21 protein-coding genes and 2 pseudogenes are annotated in these 24,196 nt (G+C 40.7%); 14 read left to right on the forward strand and 9 right to left on the reverse strand.

Annotated features, from left to right (window positions below; translation table 11 throughout):
- The first annotated feature begins 20 nt into the window (after positions 1–20).
- Entirely contained in the window at positions 21–701 is a 681-nt protein-coding gene (radC, locus tag N8M95_RS01050) for a RadC family protein (RefSeq protein ID WP_024057587.1), read from the forward strand.
- On the opposite strand, the gene N8M95_RS01055 is transcribed toward radC, so the two are convergent.
- The 7 genes from N8M95_RS01055 to N8M95_RS01085 all read right to left on the reverse strand — a co-directional run bounded on the left by N8M95_RS01055 (position 698) and on the right by N8M95_RS01085 (position 5,469).
- Positions 698–1,387, reverse strand: a complete 690-nt coding sequence (locus N8M95_RS01055) for a gamma-glutamyl-gamma-aminobutyrate hydrolase family protein (RefSeq protein WP_261116420.1) — start codon at positions 1,385–1,387, stop codon at positions 698–700. The genes radC and N8M95_RS01055 overlap by 4 nt on opposite strands.
- Before the next feature lie 17 nt (positions 1,388–1,404).
- Complete coding sequence (locus tag N8M95_RS01060; RefSeq protein ID WP_000653417.1) at positions 1,405–2,046, reverse strand: redox-sensing transcriptional repressor Rex; 642 nt, start codon at positions 2,044–2,046, stop codon at positions 1,405–1,407.
- A gap of 82 nt (positions 2,047–2,128) precedes the next feature.
- Positions 2,129–2,344 carry a DUF4649 family protein gene (locus tag N8M95_RS01065; RefSeq protein ID WP_024057589.1) on the reverse strand — a complete coding sequence of 72 codons (216 nt, stop codon included), beginning with the start codon at positions 2,342–2,344 and terminating at the stop codon, positions 2,129–2,131.
- A 7-nt stretch (positions 2,345–2,351) separates the two neighbouring features.
- Entirely contained in the window at positions 2,352–2,699 is a 348-nt protein-coding gene (locus tag N8M95_RS01070; protein WP_000863540.1) for a DUF1831 domain-containing protein, read from the reverse strand.
- Positions 2,700–2,703: 4 nt separating this feature from the next.
- Positions 2,704–3,819, reverse strand: a complete 1,116-nt coding sequence (locus N8M95_RS01075; protein WP_247927883.1) for a cysteine desulfurase family protein — start codon at positions 3,817–3,819, stop codon at positions 2,704–2,706.
- A gap of 9 nt (positions 3,820–3,828) precedes the next feature.
- Positions 3,829–4,788 (reverse strand): ribose-phosphate diphosphokinase, encoded by a 960-nt coding sequence (locus N8M95_RS01080; RefSeq protein WP_004254210.1) that lies wholly within the window; start codon positions 4,786–4,788, stop codon positions 3,829–3,831.
- A 111-nt stretch (positions 4,789–4,899) separates the two neighbouring features.
- Positions 4,900–5,469, reverse strand: a complete 570-nt coding sequence (locus tag N8M95_RS01085) for a CYTH domain-containing protein (RefSeq protein ID WP_261069540.1) — start codon at positions 5,467–5,469, stop codon at positions 4,900–4,902.
- Between the two features lie 128 nt (positions 5,470–5,597).
- On the opposite strand from N8M95_RS01085, the gene yjbM reads away from it, so the two are divergent.
- From yjbM to N8M95_RS01135, 10 genes and pseudogenes are all read left to right on the forward strand, one after another.
- Complete coding sequence (yjbM, locus tag N8M95_RS01090) at positions 5,598–6,269, forward strand: GTP diphosphokinase (protein ID WP_000171692.1); 672 nt, start codon at positions 5,598–5,600, stop codon at positions 6,267–6,269.
- A complete protein-coding gene (locus N8M95_RS01095; RefSeq protein ID WP_000799056.1) occupies positions 6,253–7,071 on the forward strand; it encodes an NAD kinase in 819 nt (272 codons plus the stop codon). The genes yjbM and N8M95_RS01095 overlap by 17 nt, the downstream gene beginning before the upstream one ends.
- Complete coding sequence (locus tag N8M95_RS01100) at positions 7,068–7,964, forward strand: RluA family pseudouridine synthase (RefSeq protein ID WP_261116421.1); 897 nt, start codon at positions 7,068–7,070, stop codon at positions 7,962–7,964. The genes N8M95_RS01095 and N8M95_RS01100 overlap by 4 nt, the downstream gene beginning before the upstream one ends.
- Before the next feature lie 43 nt (positions 7,965–8,007).
- Positions 8,008–8,982, forward strand: coding sequence for a phosphate acetyltransferase (gene pta, locus N8M95_RS01105; protein WP_000451571.1), 975 nt, complete (start codon positions 8,008–8,010; stop codon positions 8,980–8,982).
- Between the two features lie 83 nt (positions 8,983–9,065).
- The gene (mutY, locus tag N8M95_RS01110) at positions 9,066–10,241 is read left to right on the forward strand and encodes an A/G-specific adenine glycosylase (protein ID WP_261116422.1); all 1,176 of its coding nucleotides are present in this window, start codon (positions 9,066–9,068) and stop codon (positions 10,239–10,241) included.
- 54 nt (positions 10,242–10,295) lie between these two features.
- On the forward strand, positions 10,296–11,003 hold the full coding sequence (yycF, locus tag N8M95_RS01115) for a response regulator YycF (RefSeq protein ID WP_033681745.1): 708 nt from the start codon (positions 10,296–10,298) through the stop codon (positions 11,001–11,003).
- Positions 10,996–12,345 (forward strand): cell wall metabolism sensor histidine kinase VicK, encoded by a 1,350-nt coding sequence (gene vicK / locus N8M95_RS01120; protein WP_261116423.1) that lies wholly within the window; start codon positions 10,996–10,998, stop codon positions 12,343–12,345. The genes yycF and vicK overlap by 8 nt, the downstream gene beginning before the upstream one ends.
- 1 nt (position 12,346) lies before the next feature.
- Positions 12,347–13,156: an MBL fold metallo-hydrolase gene (locus N8M95_RS01125; RefSeq protein WP_033681747.1), complete on the forward strand. Its 810-nt coding sequence runs from the start codon at positions 12,347–12,349 to the stop codon at positions 13,154–13,156.
- Between the two features lie 106 nt (positions 13,157–13,262).
- Positions 13,263–13,625 (forward strand): annotated as a pseudogene (locus N8M95_RS01130) (Eco57I restriction-modification methylase domain-containing protein); the annotation flags it as partial.
- A pseudogene (locus N8M95_RS01135) lies at positions 13,615–15,242 on the forward strand (restriction endonuclease); the annotation flags it as partial. The pseudogenes N8M95_RS01130 and N8M95_RS01135, both read left to right, overlap by 11 nt.
- Positions 15,243–15,273: 31 nt before the next feature.
- Here the strand turns inward: N8M95_RS01135 and N8M95_RS01140 are convergent.
- Together N8M95_RS01140 and N8M95_RS01145 are read right to left on the reverse strand one after the other, a co-directional pair.
- Positions 15,274–15,621, reverse strand: a complete 348-nt coding sequence (locus tag N8M95_RS01140; RefSeq protein ID WP_261116424.1) for a DUF6568 family protein — start codon at positions 15,619–15,621, stop codon at positions 15,274–15,276.
- A gap of 111 nt (positions 15,622–15,732) precedes the next feature.
- Entirely contained in the window at positions 15,733–17,451 is a 1,719-nt protein-coding gene (locus N8M95_RS01145; RefSeq protein WP_261116425.1) for a phospho-sugar mutase, read from the reverse strand.
- Between the two features lie 152 nt (positions 17,452–17,603).
- Here N8M95_RS01145 and N8M95_RS01150 point away from each other — a divergent pair, with 152 nt between their 5' ends.
- The 3 genes from N8M95_RS01150 to pulA all read left to right on the forward strand — a co-directional run bounded on the left by N8M95_RS01150 (position 17,604) and on the right by pulA (position 23,923).
- Positions 17,604–19,505, forward strand: a complete 1,902-nt coding sequence (locus tag N8M95_RS01150) for an ABC transporter ATP-binding protein (RefSeq protein WP_261116426.1) — start codon at positions 17,604–17,606, stop codon at positions 19,503–19,505.
- 63 nt (positions 19,506–19,568) lie between these two features.
- Positions 19,569–21,527, forward strand: a complete 1,959-nt coding sequence (gene ligA / locus N8M95_RS01155; protein WP_261116427.1) for an NAD-dependent DNA ligase LigA — start codon at positions 19,569–19,571, stop codon at positions 21,525–21,527.
- A gap of 116 nt (positions 21,528–21,643) precedes the next feature.
- On the forward strand, positions 21,644–23,923 hold the full coding sequence (gene pulA, locus N8M95_RS01160; protein WP_261116428.1) for a type I pullulanase: 2,280 nt from the start codon (positions 21,644–21,646) through the stop codon (positions 23,921–23,923).
- The last annotated feature ends 273 nt before the right edge of the window (positions 23,924–24,196 follow it).

Genomic DNA, 24,196 nt, shown 5'->3' on the forward strand with positions numbered 1-24,196 from the left:
ATAAAGTGAGGAGGATTTTTATGTACAGTATTTCATTTCAAGAAGATTCACTATTGCCAAGAGAAAGACTAGCCAAGGAAGGAGTAGAAGCGCTTAGTAATCAAGAGTTGTTAGCTATTTTACTCAGGACAGGAACACGGCAAGTCAGTGTTTTTGAAATTGCCCAGAAAGTTTTGAACAACCTTTCAAGTCTAACGGATTTGAAAAAAATGACCCTGCAGGAATTGCAGAGTCTATCTGGTATCGGCCGTGTTAAGGCCATAGAGTTACAAGCTATGATTGAACTGGGGCATCGTATTCATAAACATGAGACTATTGAGATGGAAAGTATTCTCAGTAGCCAAAAGCTGGCCAAGAAGATGCAGCAGGAGTTGGGACATAAAAAACAAGAGCACCTGGTGGCGCTCTATCTCAATACTCAAAATCAAATCATCCATCAACAGACCATTTTTATCGGCTCAGCTACTCGTAGTATTGCTGAACCACGTGAGATTCTTCACTATGCTATCAAGCATATGGCGACTTCACTCATCTTGGTCCATAATCATCCTTCAGGAGCGGTAGCGCCTAGTCGAAATGATGATCATGTAACTAAGCTTGTCAAAGAAGCCTGTGACTTGATGGGGATTGTCCTATTGGACCATTTGATTGTCTCCCATTCTAGTTACTTTAGTTACCGTGAAAAGACAGATTTAATTTAAAGTTCATTTACGACATAGTCAAAGAGGTTTTTATCTTTGGGACGATTTTCAAATAGAAATTCTGGATGCCATTGGACACCGAGGAAGGCAATGTCATCCGTACTCATAACAGCTTCAATGATACCATCTTTAGGATCATGAGCCACAATTTTTAAATTTGGTGCTAAATCCTTGATGCTCTGGTGGTGGAAGGAGTTGATATGGGAAATTTCTCCATAGATTTCTCGAAGAACTGTATCAGGTTCTGTTACCAATCGCTGAGTTGTGTACTCAGCAGAACAATCCTGCCAATGGTCTTCGATATCTTGGTACAAAGTTCCACCCATGGCAACGTTAAAGAGTTGAGTTCCACGGCAGACAGAAAAAATTGGCTTTTTCTGTTTAATAGCTTCCTTGATGAGGGCCAGTTCAAAGATATCCCTTTGAAGGTGGTAGTCATCACTATCGATGGTTTTTGGTTCACCATAGAATTTTGGATCAACATTTTGCCCACCTGTCAAGATGAGCTTGTCAATCATACTGATATAGTGGAAGGCCATTTCTTGATCACCAATCGGTAGGATGATGGGAATTCCTCCAGCTTCTTTAACGCCTTCAACAAAGCCTTTTGCTACGTAGCTCATCATGATGTCATCATCTGGATGAGTTTTTTCGTTTCCTGTAATCCCTATAACTGGTTTTTTCATAAAATGATTTTCGCTTTCTAATCCTCTTTTCGCATGAAGTAGAGGAGGGTTTGGAGTTCACTTGTCAAATCGACATACTGAACGACCACGTCTTTTGGTAAATGCAGATGGACTGGTGAAAAACTGAGAATTCCTTTCACGCCAGCATCCACCAAGAGATTGGCAACCTCTTGTGACTTGACGCTGGGAACGGTCAGGATAGCAGTTTTCACATCAGCATCCTTGATTTTATCCTTGATTTGAGAAATCCCGTAAATGGGAATTCCATCAGGAGTTTGAGTACCGACTTCGGGATGGTCATCTAGGTCAAAGGCCATGATAATCTTCATCTTGTTACGCTCGTGGAAGCGGTAGTGGAGAAGGGCATGGCCCATATTTCCAATACCAACCAGCATGACATTGGTGATGGAGTTATCATTGAGCAAATCGGCAAAAAATGTCATCAGTTTTTTGACATCATAGCCAAATCCACGCCGACCTAGTTCACCAAAATAGGAAAAATCACGACGTACAGTCGCTGAGTCAATACCGATAGCCTCTGCAATTTGCTTAGAGTTGGCACGTTCAATCTTTTCTGCATGAAATCTCTTAAAAATTCGATAGTAGAGAGAGAGTCTTTTCGCTGTAGCTTTTGGAATAGCAGACTGTTTATCTTTCACAAAATCACAACCTTTCTATTCTTCTATTTTATAGAAACATTGTGAAAAAATCAACAAAAATAAGAAAAAACTAAGAAAAATCTTAGTTTTGATGTAAAAAATCTGCATGTGATAGAAAACGGTAGAGGTCCCCGACCAGCCCTTGGTAAACTTTCTGGCCCTTAAAAGTCAGAGAAGTCACATAAAGTGTATCTGGTAGGGTTACACATCCTGACAGAGCCAGCATGAGAGCCTCGTAATCCTCATACTTGAGAGTGCGTTCTACATGATAGCTGTCCTTATAGGTCAGTTCAAACATATGGGACCTATCTTTCAGATTTTGTAAAGACACCACGTTCTACCAAGCTATCCATGAGGAAGTAGAATTTTTCCTGATGAATGTGGTGGTCTTCTGATTTGAAAATATCAACTAGACGTAGCCCAAACTTGTCAGTGATATTGATTTTAGCACCTGTAAGTTCCTTGTTAATGATGATTTTGAGTTGGAAGCCTTCACCACTGTTCGGAACTTTTTCCAAAAGGCGAGTCAATTCATAGTTACCAACCTTAGTCTCAAAAAAGGTATTGTCCTTAAGGGTGAATTTTTTAACAGAAGGGCTAAGAGTGTAGTCGTAACGACAATTTTTTAACTGAATGGTTTTTTCAAATGCCATATGGCTAACCTCCGATAATTTCTTTTAAGGTTTTTGCGAGGGTATGTAGATCTTCAACAGTATTTTCTGGCGACAAACTGATACGAATGGATTCCTTCAAGCGTTCTGAATTTGCTCCGTACATAGCTTCAAGAACATGGCTAGATTGGACAATACCTGCCGTACAGGCTGAGCCAGTAGAGATTGAAATTCCAGCTAAATCTAGACGAAGGAGTAAGAGGTCATTTTTCTGACCAGGAAATCCAATATTGAGAACATAAGGGAGATGATGTTCTCCTCTATTCAAGTAATATTGAATGTCCTCTAGCTCTGCAAGAAAGGCAGTGTCTAAATTTTGTACATGTTGAAAATGTTCTTCTTGCTTTTCTAGGTCTTCTTTTAGGGCTGCAACCATAGCCACTATGGCAGCTAGATTTTCAGTCCCTGCACGTTTTTTCTGTTCTTGGTCTCCGCCATGTAGATAGGAATCAAAGTCCATGCTAGATGCGTAGAGAAAGCCGATTCCCTTAGGGCCATGGAATTTATGGGCAGAAGCGGTGAGAAAATCAATGCCCAATTCTTCGGGATGAATTGGTATTTTGCCAATAGCCTGAACTGCATCGACATGATAGGCGGCAGGGTGTTGCTTGAGTATTTGGCCAATTTCAGCAATGGGCAGTAGGTTTCCTGTCTCATTATTGGCAAACATGGTTGAAACCAAAATCGTATCGTCACGTAAAGCTTTTTGAATTTGTTGGGCTGTGATTTCTTGATTTTCTGGCTGGATAATGGTTGCTTCAAACCCAAAGTGTTGAACCAAGTAATCAATCGTTTCAAGGACAGCATGGTGCTCAATGGCAGTTGTGATGATATGTTTTCCTTGTTCTTGATGACGAAGGCAGTAGCCAATGATGGCAGTATTGTTTCCTTCAGTCCCACCAGAAGTGAAAAAGATATGTTGAGGTTTTGTCCCCAGTAACTGGGCTAGTTCCTGACGGGCTTCTCTCAAGAGTTTTCCAGCTTGACGACCATGACCATGAATACTAGAAGGATTGCCATGGGTTTCTTGCATAACCTTGGTCATAGCTGAAATAGCAACTGTTGACATGGGAGTCGTTGCAGCATTGTCCAAATAAATCAAAGAATCACCTTATTTCTTTTTGTTGTAGGCAAAGAGTGGGCTGACTGGTTTTCTTTCGTGGATACGGACGATGGCATCACCAATTAACTCACTAGCAGTGATGTAGCATACGTTTTTAGGAGTTTTTTCTTTTGTTGCTACTGAATCAGTCACAAGAATTTCTTTAATCTTAGTATTGTCAAGAAGTTCAGCAGCACCTTCAACGAAGAGACCGTGGCTAGAAACAGCATAAATTTCTGTAGCCCCTTCACGTTCAACGATTTTGGCTGCTTCAGAGAAGGTACGTCCTGTATTTAAAATATCGTCAATCAAGATAGCTTTCTTACCTTCAACATCACCGATAATATAACCTTCGTTACGAGTTGCATCGTCTTGAGGATAGTCGATAATGGCGATAGGAGCATCAAGATATTCAGCCAAGCTACGGGCACGTTTCACACCTGAATTTTTAGGGCTGACGACAACAACATCTGAACCAAGGAGCCCCTTATCGCAGTAATGTTTTGCAAATAGGGGAACTGTGAAGAGGTTGTCAACAGGAATATCAAAAAATCCTTGAACCTGAACGGCATGTAGATCAAGTGTAAGGATACGATCAACACCAGCCTTAACCAGCATATTAGCAACTAGTTTAGCTGTAAGTGGCTCACGTGGTGAAGCGATACGGTCTTGACGTGCATAGCCAAAATATGGAAGGACAACGTTGATACTGTGGGCACTTGCACGTACACAAGCGTCGACCATGATCAACAATTCCATTAGGTGGTTGTTAACTGGGAAACTTGTTGATTGGATGATGTAAACATCATAACCACGGACACTTTCTTCGATATTTACTTGGATTTCTCCGTCTGAAAATTGACGTGATGATAGTTTTCCAAGTGGGACACCAACAGCTTGAGCAATTTTCTGTGCAATTTCTTGATTAGAGTTGAGTGCGAAAAGTTTCATGTTTTTTCTATCTGACATTATAGACCGTCCTCTGTAAACTTTTTAAATCCTAGTCATATCTGCCTAGCCTATATGAACAGGGATTTTTGTATTTTATCTTTTCCATTTTACCAAAAAATAGAGATTATTTCAGCTATTTTTCATGCTTTTGACAAATCGGACCAATTTTGAGGGAGCTTTTTGATAAGCAATCTGATTTTCCTCTAAAAATTGCTGGAAATCTTGTTTCCCTTGCTCGTGATTCTCAACTTCAAGCTCTAATTCGTAATCTGTAATATCAAAGTACTGACTTTCATCCAGCGCCATGAGACCAATAGCTGTTTGCATTTCATAGCGAAGAGTTGTTAGACAACCAAGAATCTGCCATTTACTAGTTTTAATACCATGTTTCGCCAATTCATCCAGTACTAGCCCTTGAGGAAGTTTTTTCTTGCTCAGATAGTTTTCAGCATCTTTTAGTTGCAATTTTTGATTGTATTCCATGTTTCCGACACTTTGTGGGACTTTGAGTGTCAATTCTGCCCAATCTTCAAAAGTGCGAATGCGCAAAGCAACTTTCTTTTCTCGCAGTTCAAAATCAGGCGTGTCTATGTAGTAATTTTTTTGAAGAACAGGAGTGACGTCTGTGAACTGGTCTTTTAGACGATTATATTCATCTTTTTTCAAGAGTGTTTTCAATTCAATTTCTAAATGTTTCAATTTTCTTACCTTTTCTTTGTCTATGAAAGCGGATTATATGATATAATAGCATTGTATTTATTGTATATGAATCTGGAGAAAAAATCAAAGATATTTTTGAAGGATAATATGAGAACAAGGGAGAATATATGACCTTAGAATGGGAAGAATTTCTAGATCCTTACATTCAAGCTGTTGGTGAGTTAAAGATTAAACTACGTGGTATTCGGAAGCAATATCGTAAGCAAAATAGGCATTCTCCGATTGAGTTTGTGACTGGCCGAGTCAAGCCAATTGAGAGCATCAGGGAAAAAATGGCTCGGCGTGGCATTACTTATGCGACCTTAGAGCACGATTTGCAAGATATTGCTGGTTTGCGTGTGATGGTTCAGTTTGTAGATGACGTCAAGGAAGTAGTGGAGATTTTGCGCAAGCGTCAGGATATGCGGATCATACAGGAGCGAGATTACATTACTCATCGAAAAGCATCAGGCTATCGTTCCTATCATGTGGTAGTAGAATATACGGTTGACACTATCAATGGTGCTAAAACCATTTTGGCGGAAATTCAAATACGTACCTTGGCCATGAATTTCTGGGCAACGATAGAACATTCTCTCAACTACAAGTACCAAGGGGATTTCCCAGAGGAGATAAAGAAGCGACTGGAAATTACAGCCAAGATTGCTCATCAGTTGGATGAAGAAATGGGTAAAATTCGAGATGATATCCAGGAAGCCCAGGCACTTTTTGATCCTTTGAGTAGAAAATTAAATGATGGTGTAGGAAACAGTGACGATACAGATGAAGAATACAGGTAAAAGAATTGACCTGATAGCTAATAGAAAACCGCAGAGTCAAAGGGTTTTGTATGAATTGCGAGATCGTTTGAAGAGAAATCAGTTTATACTCAATGATACCAATCCAGATATCGTTATTTCTATCGGTGGGGATGGTATGCTCTTGTCGGCCTTTCATAAGTACGAAAACCAGCTTGACAAGGTCCGCTTCATTGGTGTTCACACTGGACATTTGGGCTTCTATACGGACTACCGTGATTTTGAGTTGGATAAGCTAGTGACTAATTTGCAGCTAGATACCGGAGCAAGAGTCTCTTACCCTGTTCTAAATGTGAAGGTCTTTCTTGAAAATGGTGAAGTGAAGATTTTTAGAGCACTAAATGAAGCCAGCATCCGCAGGTCTGATCGAACCATGGTGGCGGATGTTGTGATTAACGGTGTCCACTTTGAACGTTTTCGTGGAGATGGGCTAACAGTTTCGACACCGACTGGTAGTACAGCCTATAACAAGTCGCTCGGTGGAGCTGTTTTACACCCAACCATTGAAGCTTTGCAATTAACGGAAATTGCCAGCCTTAACAATCGTGTCTATCGAACGCTGGGTTCGTCTATTATTGTTCCTAAGAAGGATAAGATTGAACTTATTCCAACAAGAAACGATTACCATACCATTTCGGTTGACAATAGCGTTTATTCTTTCCGCAATATTGAGCGAATTGAGTATCAAATAGACCATCATAAGATTCACTTTGTAGCGTCGCCGAGCCACACCAGTTTCTGGAATCGTGTTAAAGATGCTTTCATCGGCGAGGTGGACGAATGAGGTTTGAATTTATCGCAGATGAACATGTCAAGGTTAAGACCTTCTTGAAAAAGCACGAGGTTTCTAAGGGACTTCTGGCCAAGATTAAGTTTCGAGGTGGAGCTATTCTGGTCAATGACCAACCGCAAAATGCAACGTATCTATTGGATATTGGAGACAAAGTTATTATTGATATTCCTGCTGAGGAAGGCTTTGAAACTCTTGAAGCTATCGAGCGCCCACTGGATATTTTCTATGAGGATGACCATTTTCTAGTCTTGAATAAACCATATGGAGTGGCTTCTATTCCTAGTGTCAACCACTCCAATACTATCGCCAATTTTATCAAGGGTTACTACGTCAAGAAAAACTATGAAAATCAGCAGGTTCACATTGTGACTAGACTTGATCGTGACACTTCTGGCTTGATGCTCTTTGCTAAGCACGGCTATGCCCATGCACGATTAGACAAGCAGTTGCAGAAAAAGTCCATTGAAAAACGCTACTTTGCTTTGATTAAAGGTGATGGACACTTGGAGCCGGAGGGGGAAATCATTGCTCCGATTGCGCGTGATGAAGACTCTATTATCACCAGACGGGTGGCTAAAGGTGGAAAGTATGCCCATACTTCCTACAAGATTGTAGCTTCTTATGAAAATATTCATTTGGTTGATATTCGCCTGCATACTGGTCGAACTCACCAAATTCGAGTCCATTTTTCTCATATTGGTTTTCCTTTGTTGGGAGATGATTTGTATGGTGGTAGTTTGGACGATGGCATCCAACGTCAGGCCTTGCATTGCCATTACCTATCCTTTTATCATCCATTTTTAGAGCAAGACTTGCAGTTAGAAAGTCCCTTGCCAGATGATTTTAGGAACCTTATTACCCAGTTATCAACTAATACTCTATAAAAACTGTTTCAGAGTATAATTATTATCTTAAAGGAGAAAACTCATGGAAGTTTTTGAAAGTCTCAAAGCCAACCTTGTTGGTAAAAATGCTCGTATCGTTCTCCCTGAAGGGGAAGAGCCACGTATTCTTCAAGCGACTAAACGCTTGGTAAAAGAAACAGAAGTGATTCCTGTTTTGCTTGGAAATCCTGAAAAAATTAAAATTTATCTTGAAATCGAAGGTATCGAAGATGGTTATGAAGTCATCGACCCTCAACACTACGATAAATTTGAAGAAATGGTTGCTGCCTTGGTGGAGCGTCGCAAGGGCAAAATGTCTGAAGAAGATGCACGCAAGGTTTTGGTTGAAGATGTCAACTATTTTGGTGTTATGTTGGTTTACTTGGGCTTGGTTGATGGAATGGTGTCAGGAGCGATTCACTCAACAGCTTCAACAGTTCGTCCAGCCCTTCAAATTATCAAAACTCGTCCAAATGTAACTCGCACTTCAGGTGCCTTCCTCATGGTTCGTGGTACGGAACGTTATCTATTTGGAGACTGTGCTATCAATATCAATCCAGATGCAGAAGCCTTGGCTGAAATTGCGATTAACTCAGCAATCACAGCTAAGATGTTCGGAATTGAACCTAAAATTGCTATGCTAAGCTATTCTACTAAAGGTTCAGGATTTGGAGAAAGCGTTGATAAGGTTGTTGAAGCAACTAAAATTGCTCACGACTTGCGCCCTGACCTTGAAATCGATGGTGAGTTGCAATTTGATGCAGCCTTTGTTCCTGAAACTGCAGCTTTGAAAGCTCCTGGAAGTACAGTAGCTGGTCAAGCAAATGTCTTCATCTTCCCAGGTATCGAGGCAGGAAATATCGGCTACAAGATGGCAGAACGTCTTGGTGGTTTTGCGGCAGTAGGTCCTGTTTTGCAAGGTTTGAACAAGCCAGTTAACGACCTTTCTCGTGGATGTAATGCAGATGATGTTTACAAGTTAACCCTTATCACAGCAGCCCAAGCTGTTCATCAATAATATTTAGTCCTCTTTCCCCTTGGAAAGAGGCTTTTTAATACTAGGAAAAGGACAGTTAGAATCTTCTGTGTTATACTAGAGATATGTTAGATTTGAAAGAATACGGTATCGTCATGTGGCCGGATGAGAAGATTGTTTCTTTCCGTGAGAAACTTCTTGCCTGGTATGATGAAAACAAAAGAGATTTACCATGGCGTAGGAGTAAGAATCCGTATCATATCTGGGTCTCTGAAATTATGCTCCAGCAGACTAGGGTGGATACAGTTATTCCTTATTATGAACGATTCTTGGATTGGTTTCCAACAGTGGAAAGTTTGGCAACTGCGCCTGAAGAACGTTTGTTGAAGGCTTGGGAAGGTTTGGGTTATTATTCTCGAGTACGAAATATGCAGGCTGCAGCCCAGCAAATTATGACTGACTTTGGTGGTCAATTTCCAAATACCTACGAAGGAATTTCCAGCTTGAAAGGTATTGGACCTTACACAGCAGGAGCCATTTCCAGTATTGCTTTTAACTTGCCTGAGCCGGCTGTAGATGGTAATGTCATGCGTGTTTTGGCCCGTCTGTTTGAAGTCAACCACGATATTGGCATTCCAAGTAATCGTAAAATTTTTCAGGCAATGATGGAAATCTTGATTGACCCAGAGCGTCCGGGTGACTTTAATCAAGCCTTGATGGACTTGGGATCTGATATTGAGGCGCCTGTAAATCCTAGGCCAGAAGAAAGTCCAGTGAAGGATTTTAGTGCGGCATATCAGAATGGAACTATGGACCGTTATCCAATTAAGGCTCCAAAGAAAAAACCAGTTCCCATTTATCTAAAAGCCTTAGTTGTGAAAAATTCTCAGGGGCAATTTTTACTTGAAAAAAATGAAAGCGAAAAGCTTTTGGCAGGTTTTTGGCATTTCCCCTTGATAGAAGTAGATAACTTTTCGCAAGAAGAGCAGTTTGACCTCTTTCATCAGGTTGCAGAAGAAAGTGTGAACTTTGGCCCCAGTCCAGAAGAGAGTTTCCAGCAGGACTATGATTTAGATATTGATTGGCTTAATCTGCATTTTGAGAATGTCAATCATGTTTTTAGCCATCGTAAGTGGCATGTACAGATTGTAGCAGGTCAGGTGAGTGATTTCCATGATTTTTCAGATAGGGAAGTTCGCTGGCTTTCACCAGAAGAATTCAAGGATGTTCCACTTGCTAAACCCCAACAAAAAATCTGGCAGGCTTATGCAAAAGCCAACTTAGACAGTAGCAAAGACTAGCTATTGTGTCTTCTTGTTATTTTTTGATATAATAGTAGAGAAAAAGGTGAACAAATGAAAAAAATATTAATTGTAGATGATGAAAAACCAATCTCGGACATTATCAAGTTTAATATGACCAAGGAAGGTTACGAGGTTGTAACTGCTTTTAATGGTCGTGAAGCACTAGAACAATTTGAAGCAGAGCAGCCAGATATTATTATTCTGGATTTGATGCTTCCGGAAATTGATGGCTTAGAAGTTGCTAAGACTATTCGCAAGACTAGTAGTGTTCCTATTATCATGCTGTCAGCTAAAGATAGCGAATTTGACAAGGTTATCGGTTTAGAGCTTGGAGCAGATGACTATGTGACTAAACCCTTTTCAAATCGTGAGTTGCAGGCACGTGTCAAAGCTCTTCTTCGTCGCACGGACTTGGCTTCTGTAGATAATCAAGAGTCTGATGAAAAGAAAACTCAGCCCTTACAAATTGGGGACTTGGAGATTGTGCCAGATGCCTATGTTGCTAAGAAATACGGCGAAGAACTAGACTTAACCCACCGCGAATTTGAGCTTTTGTACCACTTGGCGTCTCATATTGGTCAAGTGATTACACGTGAACATTTGCTTGAAACGGTCTGGGGTTATGATTATTTCGGAGATGTTCGGACTGTTGACGTAACTATCAGACGTTTGCGTGAGAAGATTGAAGATACACCTAGTCGTCCAGAGTATATCCTAACACGTCGTGGTGTTGGTTATTATATGAGAAATAATGATTGAATTGATTAGAAAAAATATTCTTACTAGTGATTTTATCTTCATTTTAATTTTATTGGGTTTTATCTTGATTGTTACCTTGCTCTTACTAGAAAATCGGCGGGATAATATTCGGTTGAAGCAAATTAATCAAAAAGTTAAAGACTTGATTGCAGGAGATTATTCGCAGGTATTGGATATGCAGGGAAGCTCTGAAATCACTAATATTACCAATAATCTTAATGATTTATCAGAAGTAATCCGTTTGACCCAAGAAAATCTGGAACAAGAGAGTAAACGATTGCACAGTATCCTCTCATACATGACAGACGGAGTCCTTGCGACCAATCGTCGTGGCAAGATTACTATGATTAATGACATGGCTAAGAAACAGCTAGGTGTTCAAAAAGAAGAGGTTCTCAATAAAAGTATTCTAGAATTGCTTAAGATTGAAGATGAGTATGAACTTCGTGATTTGATTACCCAAGTTCCTGAGCTTATGATTGATTCTCAGGATGACAATGGTGAATATCTGAGCCTTCGTGTACGCTTTGCCTTGGTTCGTCGAGAATCAGGCTTCATTTCTGGTCTGGTTGCAGTTTTACACGATACGACGGAGCAGGAGAAGGAAGAACGCGAACGGAGACTCTTTGTTTCGAACGTTAGTCATGAGCTACGGACACCTCTGACCAGCGTAAAATCCTATCTTGAAGCCTTGGATGAGGGTGCCTTGTCAGAACCTGTAGCACCAGATTTTATAAAGGTGTCTCTAGACGAAACGAATCGTATGATGCGGATGGTGACAGATCTTCTCCATCTTTCACGTATTGACAATGCAACCAGTCATCTAGATGTGGAACTGATTAACTTCACTGCCTTTATTACTTTTATTCTCAACCGTTTTGATAAGATGAGGGGACCAGATGAAGAGAAAAAATATGAATTGGTGAGAGATTATCCGATTACCTCTGTCTGGATTGAAATTGATACAGACAAGATGACACAGGTAATTGATAATATTCTCAACAATGCCATTAAGTATTCGCCTGATGGTGGAAAAATCACAGTGACCATGAAGACAACTGATGATCAGATGATTTTGTCTATTTCAGACCAAGGATTGGGTATTCCTAAGCAGGATTTGCCACGTATCTTTGACCGTTTTTATCGTGTGGATCGTGCTAGAAGTCGTGCCCAAGGTGGTACAGGTCTGGGTCTGTCCATTGCTAAAGAAATTATCAAACAACATAAGGGCTTTATTTGGGCCAAGAGTGAATACGGTAAGGGATCAACCTTCACCATTGTGTTACCTTATGATAAGGATGCAGTGAAAGAAGAAGTATGGGAGGACGAAGTAGAAGACTAGAATGAGTGAAACAGGCTTTAAATACAGTATTTTAGCGTCGGGTTCCAGTGGAAATTCCTTTTATCTGGAAACCCCAAAAAAGAAGCTTTTAGTGGATGCAGGCTTGTCTGGTAAGAAAATTACCAGCCTACTTGCTGAAATTAACCGTAAACCCGAGGACCTGGATGCCATCTTGATTACACATGAGCATTCAGACCATATCCACGGAGTGGGAGTTTTGGCTCGCAAGTATGGTATGGATCTTTATGCCAATGAAAAGACCTGGCAAGCAATGGAAAATAGCAAGTACCTTGGAAAGGTAGATTCTTCGCAAAAGCATATCTTTGAAATGGGTAAAACCAAAACCTTTGGAGATATCGACATCGAGAGTTTTGGTGTTAGCCACGATGCGGTTGCACCGCAGTTTTATCGCTTTATGAAGGATGATAAGAGTTTTGTCATGCTGACTGATACAGGTTATGTGAGTGACCGTATGGCAGGGATTGTCGAAAATGCAGATGGCTACCTTATCGAGTCCAATCATGATGTAGAGATTTTGCGAGCAGGTTCTTACGCTTGGCGACTCAAACAACGAATCCTATCTGATCTGGGGCATCTTTCTAACGAGGATGGTGCTGAAGCAATGATTCGGACACTTGGGAATCGTACTAAGAAAATCTACCTTGGACATTTATCTAAGGAAAATAATATCAAGGAACTGGCTCACATGACCATGGTCAATCAGCTAGCCCAAGCTGATTTAGGTGTAGGAGTAGACTTTAGGGTTTACGATACCTCACCAGATACCGCAACACCATTGACAGATATATAAAAAGAAGGCAAGTGCCTTCTTTTGTTATGTTTAGTTATTATTTTCTACTCCAAACACCATTTAAAATATGATATAATAAGGTTTATAGTACGAGAAAGGTTGCCTTATGACGATAGATATTAGTGAAGAAAAGTTGGCTATGGAGTCTGCTGACTTATTAAAAATTCTTTTAAAAGATCGAACGACCAAGAAAAATATTGTTTGGGCGACTCATTCTTATGAATTGTTGGGAAAGGGATTTGCTCCAAGTGATCACATCACTCCAAGTAGGGTGACGGGAACCTATGCAAACTTGATTCAACCCCGATCAGAAAAGTCCAAGTATGAACAAAAAGACCGAACCAAGATTAGAGCCGAAGTTTTTACGCCAACTTGGTTAGTTGAAAAGCAAAATGGCTACGTGGAAGCTGAACTTGAATCTCTGGATCTTGAAGATTATATCCAAGTGCGCTGGCTAGAAATCACCTGCCATTTATATGCAAGCTGCCTTTCGTGCACAAAACCCTTACTCATGGAGCGATAACAAAGGAAATCACTTCCGCAAAGAAAGAGCCTATGTCTTTGACTTTGCGCCAGAAAGAACCTTGATTCTCTTTGATGAGTTTGCGAACAACTTATCACTTGCGACTGCAGGAGGTGGTGGAAATTCCGCAACTCGTGAAGAAAACATCAGAGAACTCTTGAATTTCTTCCCTGTTATAGCAGAAGACCGTGCAGGTAAGATGGTTGAAATTGATGCTAAGGCAGTTCTGACTATACCGCGTCAAATAAAAGCTAGGGAAGTCCTCAAACGAGGGTTTATGTCTAATCTCTTATTTGATTATATCAGCGGCATTTTCCAAGCCAGTCAAACCGTTCTAGACATCTTAAATGAACTACCAGTTGAAAAGGAAGGCAAGTTACAAACACCATCTGATTTACTAGACTTTTCAGGTGTTACGGTGGATGATGAGGGCAATGCAGTGGTTGACCATGAAATTGTGATCAATCAACAAGCACGACTTTTTGGTGAAAAAGTTTATGGGCTTGGTGAGTCTGTTGCTGATTTAGTCACAAAAGATGAGGAAAGAACTCAAAAACAGCTGGTCAATGACTTGAGTAAGACAGTTTCTTCAGTAATTGTAGAGGAATTGAAGGCTGGATATGATCTGAAAACTCGTGAAACAGACCAGATCAAGAAACAAATTGTAGCAACATTTGAGAATGAAGTTCGAAAAAATGAGATAGAACGTAAAATTTCTGAAGCTCATATCAAGGAAGAGTTGCAACAACAGCTCAAGGAAGAAAATGATAAAGAGCAAAAAGATAAAATTCAAGAAGTTTTTGAAAAACGTTTAGAAGAAAATAATCTCATTCATAAAGAAAAACTAGAACAAACACTTAAAAAAGAAGTGGAAAAAATGCCTGAGAAGTTTATTGAACAGGTTGAGATAAAACGGGTGGAACAGTTGAAACAATCAGCCCAAGATGAGATTCGGGACCATCTTCGAGGATTTGCACGAACAATTCCAAGTTTCATCATGGCCTACGGTGATCAATCTCTAACACTTGATAATTTTGATACCTTTGTTCCCGAGCATGTCTTCTTTGAAGTGACTGGTATTACGATTGAACAATTTCGTTATTTGAGAGATGGTGGGCAGGATTTTGCAGGACATCTCTTTGATCGAGCAACATTTGATGAAGCCATCCAAGAATTTCTTCGCAAGAAAGAGGAGTTGGCAGATTATTTTTATGATCAGAAAGAAGATATTTTCGACTATATTCCACCACAGAAAACCAATCAGATTTTCACTCCTAAACGGGTGGTGAAGAGAATGGTGGATGACCTTTTAAGCGGCTATATAACAGCAATGGTTTACGAGAATCATTTCCAAATCCTGAAGAGCGATTAAAACATATCCTAGAAAATCAAGTTTATGGATTTGCACCGTCCGAAATTATCTATAACATTTCCACTAATTTTATCTTTGGAAATCTCTCACAAGACATTAGTAGAAAGAACTTTGTTTTAGAAGATACCATTCCTGCCGCTAAAGAAGGAAGGATTCAGGAGTTGGTTGATTCCTATTTTGAAAATAATTAAAAAGAAGGCAAGTGCCTTCTTTTTATATTTTTTACAATCCTGCAAATTCTTTGATTTCTTGTGCTGACATTGAAGAGTCGCAACGGACATTGATTTGTCCATCTGCAATGTGAACGAAGCCTGGTACAGTTGGAATTCCGTAGCGTGAGCGGAATTCTTGCAACTCATTGAGTTGGCTTGCTTCTTCACTGTTGATGAAGTAGATGTGGGCTTTGGTTTCAGCTACGACACCTGACAATGTACCAGCAAATTTACGGCAGTAAGGGCAAGTTTTGCGACCGATAAAGAAGGTTGCAGTTTCTTTCTTATCAAGAGCTTCTTGCGCACGCGCCACTGTAGTGACTTCAAGGTCTTTGATATTATCTAAAAATTGTTCCATGAGATTACCTCGCTTTCATTGATAAGTCTAGTATGCCATAAAGTTTCTAAAATTGCTTAGATTTGATACGAAAAAAAGATGAGATTGGTTGGTCTCATCTTTTCTAGTGTTTTATTTTACAAATGCATTGATTTCTGCTTCGATATTAGCAATCTTAGTTTGTGATTCTTCATTAGTTTCACCTACAACTGCAATATAGAACTTGATTTTTGGTTCTGTACCTGAAGGGCGAACAGCAATCCATGAACCGTCAGCAAGTGTGTATTTCAACACATCACTTGGAGGAGTTGTCAAGTTTGTAACAGTACCGTCAGCAGCAGTAGCTGTTTGAGCTTTGAAGTCTTCTACGACAGTGATAGCTGTTGCGTTCCATTCTTTTGGAGCATTGTTGCGGAATTTAGCCATAATTGCTTTGATTTGTTCAGCACCATCGACACCTGAAAGGGTAACAGAGATAGTCTTTTCAGCGTAGTAGCCATACTCTTTGTAGATTTCTTCGATACCGTCAGCAAGAGTCAAACCACGAGAACGGTAGTAAGCAGCAAGTTCAGCAACGACAAGAACGGCTTGGATAGCGTCTTTATCACGTACGAATGGTTTAATCAAGTAACCGAAGCTTTCTTCAAATCCCATCATGTAAGTGTGATTGTGTTTTTCTTCGAATTCTTGGATTTTCTCAGCGATAAATTTGAAACCTGTCAAAACGTTGAACATGGTTGCGCCGTAGCTTTCAGCAATTTTCGTTACCAAGTCAGTTGATACGATAGATTTGCAGAGGGCTGCATTTTCAGGAAGAGTTCCAGCATTTTTGTGGGCTTCCAAGATGTATTTAGCCATGATAGCACCAATTTGGTTACCTGATAGGTTAAGGTAGCTACCATCTTTTTGAAGAACTTCAACACCAACACGGTCAGCATCAGGGTCAGTTGCCACAAGAACATCTGCACCAACTTGACGACCAAGTTCTTCAGCAAGAGCAAAGGCTGCTTGGCTTTCTGGGTTTGGAGATTTTACAGTTGAGAAGTCTGGGTCAGCAGTTGCTTGCGCTTCAACAACTTGAACAGAATCAAATCCTGCTTGGGCAAGAGCACGACGAGCCAACATTTCACCAGTACCATGTAGTGGTGTGTAGACAATCTTCATGTCTTTACCAAATTCTTCAATCAAGGTTGGGTTGATGTTAACGTCCTTAACTTCTTTGAGGTATTCTACATCGACAGCTTCGCCGATGACTTCAATCAAGCCAGAAGCTTTTTCAGCTTCCACATCAGCAACTTCAACTGCAAATGGATTTTCGATTGCACGGATATAAGTAGTCAAAGCGTCCGCGTCGTGTGGAGGCATTTGTCCACCATCTTCACCGTAAACCTTGTAACCGTTAAATGGAGCAGGGTTATGGCTAGCCGTGACCATGATACCTGCGAAACAGTTGAGGTGACGAACTGCAAATGATAGTTCTGGAGTTGGACGAAGGCTTTCAAATACGTAAGATTTGATGCCGTGTTTAGCAAGAACTGCTGCAGACTCAAAGGCAAACTCAGGTGAGAAGTGACGGCTATCGTAGGCGATTGCCACACCGCGTTCTTTTTCATTTCCACCTTTAGACTCAATTAAACGAGCCAATCCTTCAGTAGCTTGACGAACAACGTAGATGTTGATGCGGTTTGTACCAGCACCAATCAAGCCACGCATACCTGCAGTACCAAATTCAAGATTTGTATAGAAGGCATCTTCCTTTGTTTTTTCATCCATATTTTCCAAATCTTGACGAAGGTAGTCAGGAAGATCCGCAAAATCAACCCATTTTTGGTAATTTTCTTGGTAAGACATTAAAATTCTCCTTTTGTAAATTGTTTTAACCGTTCACATTATAGCATTTTTTAGCATTTTAGTAAAACCTTAGCATAATTTTCAGAATAGTGGTGACATATGCCGGTTTATCAAGTCTTGAATGCCTTAGGGAAACATGCTATACTACTTGTATGATTATTTTACAAGCTAATAAAATTGAACGTTCTTTTGCTGGAGAGGTTCTTTTTGATAATATCAACTTGCAGGTTGATGAACGAGATCGGATTGCTCTTGTTGGGAAAAATGGTGCAGGTAAGTCTACTCTTTTGAAGATTTTGGTTGGAGAAGAGGAGCCAACTAGTGGAGAAATTAATAAGAAAAAAGATATTTCTCTGTCTTACCTAGCCCAAGATAGCCGTTTTGAGTCTGAAAACACCATCTACGATGAGATGCTTCATGTCTTTGATGACTTACGTCGGACTGAGAATCAACTTCGTCAGATGGAATTGGAGATGGGTGAAAAGTCTGGTGAGGCTTTGGATAAACTGATGTCAGATTACGACCGCTTATCTGAGAATTTTCGCCAAGCAGGTGGCTTTACCTATGAAGCTGATATCCGAGCGATTTTAAATGGATTCAAGTTTGACGAGTCTATGTGGCAGATGAAAATTGCCGAGCTTTCTGGCGGCCAAAACACTCGCTTGGCTCTAGCCAAAATGCTTCTTGAAAAACCAAATCTCTTGGTTTTGGACGAGCCAACCAACCACTTGGATATTGAAACGATTGCCTGGCTAGAGAATTACTTGGTAAACTATAGCGGTGCCCTCATTATTGTTAGCCACGACCGTTATTTCTTGGACAAGGTTGCGACAATTACGCTGGATTTGACCAAGCATTCCTTGGATCGCTATGTGGGCAATTATTCTCGTTTTGTCGAGTTGAAGGAGCAAAAGCTAGCTACTGAAGCAAAAAACTATGAAAAGCAACAGAAGGAGATTGCTGCTCTGGAAGACTTTGTCAATCGCAATCTAGTCCGTGCTTCAACGACCAAACGTGCCCAATCTCGCCGCAAACAGCTAGAAAAAATGGAGCGTTTGGACAAACCTGAAGCTGGCAAGAAATCAGCTAACATGACCTTCCAGTCTGAAAAAACTTCTGGTAATGTTGTTCTGACTGTTGAAAATGCGGCTATTGGTTATGATGGGGAAGTATTATCAGAGCCTATCAATTTAGACCTTCGTAAGATGGATGCTGTTGCTATCGTTGGTCCAAATGGAATCGGTAAGTCAACCTTTATCAAGTCTATTGTGGATCAGATTCCGTTTATCAAGGGAGAAAAGCGATTTGGCGCTAATGTTGAGGTTGGTTACTATGACCAAACCCAAAGTAAGCTGACACCAAGTAATACTGTTCTGGATGAACTCTGGAATGATTTTAAACTGATACCAGAAGTTGAAATCCGCAACTGTCTAGGTGCCTTCCTTTTCTCAGGAGATGACGTTAAAAAATCAGTCGGCATGCTGTCTGGTGGTGAGAAAGCTCGTTTGCTTTTGGCTAAACTGTCTATGGAAAACAATAACTTCTTGATTCTGGATGAGCCGACCAACCACTTGGATATTGATAGCAAGGAAGTGCTAGAAAATGCCTTGATTGACTTCGACGGAACTCTTTTATTTGTCAGCCACGACCGTTACTTTATCAATCGTGTTGCAACTCATGTTTTGGAATTGTCTGAGAATGGCTCGACTCTCTACCTTGGAGATTACGATTACTATGTTGAGAAGAAAGCAGAAGTAGAAATGATTCAAACTGAGGAAGCTTCAACTAGTAATCAAGCAAAAGAAGCAAGTCCAGTTAATGACTATCAAGCTCAGAAAGAAAGTCAAAAAGAAGTTCGCAAACTCATGCGACAAATCGAAAATCTAGAAGCTGAAATCGAAGAGCTAGAAAGTCAAAGTCAAGCCATTTCTGAACAAATGTTGGAGACAAACGATGCCGACAAACTGATGGAATTACAGGCTGAGCTGGACAAAATCAGCCATCGTCAGGAAGAAGCTATGCTTGAATGGGAAGAATTATCAGAGCAGGTGTAAGATTTCTAAGTTATCCGCCCTTCTCGTTTGTGAGGAGGGCTTAATTTATGGTAAAATGGTTTTATGAATAAAAGAATGAATGAGTTAGTCGCCTTGCTCAATCGCTATGCGACTGAGTACTATACCAGCGACAATCCGTCGGTTTCAGACAGTGAGTATGACCGTCTTTACCGTGAGTTGGTTGAGTTGGAGTCTGCCTATCCAGATCAAGTGTTAGCAGACAGTCCGACCCATCGTGTTGGTGGAAAAGTCTTAGATGGTTTTGAAAAATACAGTCATCAGTATCCTCTTTATAGTTTGCAGGATGCTTTTTCACGTGAGGAGCTTGAAGCTTTTGATGCGCGTGTTCGTAAGGAAGTGGCTCATCCAACCTATATTTGTGAGCTGAAAATCGATGGCTTGTCTATCTCGCTGACTTATGAAAAGGGGATTTTAGTTGTTGGGGCAACGCGTGGAGATGGTTCTGTTGGGGAGAACATCACAGAAAACCTCAAGCGTGTTAAGGACATTCCTTTGACCTTGCCAGAAGAACTAGATATCACAGTTCGTGGGGAATGTTACATGCCACGCGCTTCTTTTGACCAGGTTAACCAAGCTCGCCAAGAAAATGGAGAGTCTGAATTTGCCAATCCTCGTAATGCGGCAGCAGGAACTCTGCGTCAGCTGGATACAGCAGTAGTAGCCAAGCGTAACCTTGCCACTTTCCTCTATCAAGAAGCCAGTCCGTCAACTCGTGATAGCCAAGAAAAGGTTTTGAAGCACCTAGAACAACTAGGTTTTGTGGTTAATCCTAAGCGAATTCTGGCTGAAAGCATGGATGAGATTTGGGATTTTATCCAAGAAGTAGGACAGGAACGGGACAATCTGCCTTATGATATCGATGGGGTGGTGATTAAGGTCAATGACCTAGCAGGTCAAGAAGAACTTGGCTTTACCGTTAAGGCTCCAAAGTGGGCTGTAGCCTACAAGTTTCCTGCTGAGGAAAAAGAAGCTCAGCTTCTATCAGTTGACTGGACTGTGGGGCGTACTGGTGTTGTGACCCCAACTGCCAACCTGACTCCTGTTCAGCTTGCTGGTACAACTGTTAGCCGTGCGACCCTACACAATGTGGACTATATTGCTGAAAAAGATATCCGAAAAGACGATACGGTTATCGTTTATAAGGCTGGGGACATCATCCCTGCCGTTTTACGTGTGGTAGAGTCCAAACGGGTTTCTGAAGAGAAACTAGATATCCCTACAAACTGCCCAAGTTGTGGTTCTGACTTGTTGCACTTTGAAGATGAAGTGGCCCTTCGTTGTATCAATCCGCGTTGTCCTGCCCAAATCATGGAAGGCTTGATTCACTTTGCCTCTCGAGATGCCATGAATATTACAGGCCTTGGTCCATCTATTGTTGAGAAGCTTTTCGCTGCCAATTTAGTCAAGGATGTGGCGGATATTTACCGTTTGAAAGAAGAAGATTTCCTCCTTTTAGAAGGGGTTAAGGAAAAGTCTGCTGGTAAACTCTATCATGCTATTCAAGCATCAAAGGAAAACTCTGCCGAAAAGCTCTTGTTTGGTTTGGGAATTCGCCATGTCGGAAGCAAGGCTAGTCAGCTGTTACTTCAACATTTTCATTCAATCGAAAATCTGGCTCAGGCAGATCCAGAGGAAGTTGCTAGTATTGAGAGTCTGGGTGGTGTGATTGCCAAGAGTCTTCAGACTTATTTTGCGACAGAGGGCTCTGAAATTCTCCTTAAAGAATTGAAAGAAGCTGGGGTCAATCTGGACTATAAAGGACAGACTGTAGTAGCGGATGCGGCCTTGTCAGGTTTGACCGTTGTATTGACTGGAAAATTGGAACGGCTCAAGCGCTCAGAAGCTAAAAGTAAACTCGAAAGTCTGGGTGCCAAAGTTACAGGCAGTGTTTCTAAAAAGACAGACCTTATTGTTGCTGGTGCAGATGCTGGGAGTAAACTGCAAAAAGCACAGGAACTTGGAATTGAAGTTCGAGATGAAGCTTGGCTAGAAAGCCTGTAATGATCGTTTAAAAACAGAGTTTAGATAATATGACTATGTTTGTTAATTGAGACGAGATTGACAAAAAATTATTAGTGAAATAGAAAGAAAATAGAAGTAAAAAGGAAAGATAAAAAATGTATAACTACCCTATGCGCATTCATTACCATCGCAAGAATGGAGAATACGATACTTGCTCTTTTGTAAAAAGTCAGGACCAGCGAATTGATTTGCTAACCTACAAAGAAGATTATTTTGGCGCCCTATTTAGTTTTGAACACCCAAGTGCTCATGCCTTAGAAAGCTTGAATTTTGTGGTTCATACAGGCCAAACCAGTAAAGAATATGCTATCCGTTTTAATCACTATCCTCTTTTAACAGAGGTCTGGATTTTGGAAGGGGATGATAGGATTTATTACTCTGAAAATCCTGCTATCGCCAGTCCTTTCTATAAAAATCAAAATCCTTTTGCCTTTGACAAGGCCATTAATAGTGCTAGTTTTGACCATCATTGGGGTTACCAAGGTGAATTGGGGTGCCGTGTAGAGGATAATCAAGCGCATTTTGCTCTCTGGGCTCCAACAGCGACAGAAGTGCAGGTTATCGTTTATGAATCAGCTGCTAATGATGCTCCTGTTTGGAAGACCTTTGAGATGGAGAGAGGCAATAGCTACTCCTATAATCATAAGGACAATACAATCGGTGTCTGGAGTTTGGATGTTGAGGAAGATTTGACTGGTAAGACTTATCAGTATCAAGTCCAATTCCCTCATCATCAAACCTTGACACGTGACCCGTACACAATTGCGACCAGTCCTGATGGCAAATGTTCAGCTATTCTGAGCCATGCAGAAAAGCAAGTTGAACACTTCGAGGTTAAGCATGGTTCTGAGGCTACTTGGCGCTTGGAAAATCCATGTAAGGCAGTTATCTGTGAAATGCACATTCGTGATTTGACCAAATCACCGACCTCAGGTGTGGATGAACATCTTCGAGGAACTTTCTTGGGTGCTGCTCAGACTGGAACGGTTAACCAGTACGGTCAGTCAACTGCTTTTGATCACATCAAGAAGCTGGGCTACAATTATGTTCAGTTGCAACCAATCGCAGATCGTCACAAAGAATACGATGAGGACGGGAATGTAACCTACAACTGGGGCTATGACCCACAAAACTATAACGCACCAGAGACGAGCCTTTCAACAAACCCAGAGGATCCTGCTCAGGTTATTCGTGATTTGAAGACCATGGTTCAAGCCTATCACGATGCTGGCATTGGTGTCATTATGGATGTGGTCTATAACCATACCTTCTCAGTTGTTGATGCACCTTTCCAAACAACTGTCCCTGATTACTACTATCGTATGAATCCAGATGGCACCTTCCAGAATGGAACGGGTGTTGGGAATGAAACAGCCAGTGAACACGAAATGTTCCGCAAGTATATGATTGATTCTCTTCTATACTGGGTGCAGGAATACAATATTGACGGCTTCCGTTTTGATTTGATGGGGATTCATGATGTCAAAACCATGCAGATGATTCGTCAGAGCTTGGATGAAATTGACCCTAACATTATCCTTTATGGAGAAGGTTGGGATATGGGAACAGGTCTTGCACCTTATGATAAGGCCAAGAAAGACAATGCCTACCAGATGCCAAATATTGGTTTCTTTAATGACAATCAGCGTGATGCTGTCAAAGGTGGAGAAGTTTATGGTGCTATCAAGTCAGGTTTTGTCAGCGGTGCTGCTACAGAGCCAATTCTTGCCAAAGCAATCCTAGGCAGTCGTGAATTAGGAACCTATACACATCCAAATCAAGTACTTAACTATGTGGAAGCCCATGACAATTACAATCTTCACGATTTGTTGGCAACCCTACATCCAGACCAAAGTTCAGAGCAAATCATGCGCAAGGTCGAAACTGCCACAGCCATGAATCTACTCATGCAAGGGATGGCCTTTATGGAAATCGGTCAAGAATTTGGTCGTACTAAACTGGTTGCGACTGGTGAAAATGGTGAGCTGACCCATGATGATAGAGAACGTGCTATGAATAGCTATAACGCTCCTGACAGCGTGAATCAAGTGAACTGGGACTTGATTAATGAGCGTCAAGACAGTATTGACTTTATCCGTCAGATGATTCTATTGAAGACAGAAACCAGTGCCTTTTCTTACCCTACTTATGATGAAATTTACCATCATGTTTTTGTTCATTCAGCTCACGAACATAGCGGTTGGATTGTCTATGAGATTCAAGGGGAAGAACATTTACTAGTTGTATTTAATGCTAAAGGGCAAGACTTCCAGTTTGAAAATGCTGGAAATCTAGAACTATTGGTGACCAATAGCCATTTAAGTGATAAAGACATGGTTGCTGGTGTTAGCGCCAGCGTCTTTAAAGTTTTGTAGAATGGATTTACAATTTAAATTCATTCGTGGTGATTTATCTGTTAATAAAATCAGGAGATTCGTTTCCTGATTTATTTTTTTACTTAAAATTATATTTTTGTTAGCTAAATAACGAACTTTATGATAGTATTATAAAAAAACAATTCGTTTTCAAATCGTTTCTGAAAATTTCTTGTTTTACAAGTGAACATATCAGTGAATTTGTTGAAGACTTTCAAAAAATTTTTTTGCAAATTCCGTAATTTACTTGAATCTTCCCTAAAAAGGTAGTAT

This window comes from Streptococcus mitis, from assembly GCF_946190325.1.
Lineage (GTDB): Bacteria > Bacillota > Bacilli > Lactobacillales > Streptococcaceae > Streptococcus > Streptococcus mitis_CF.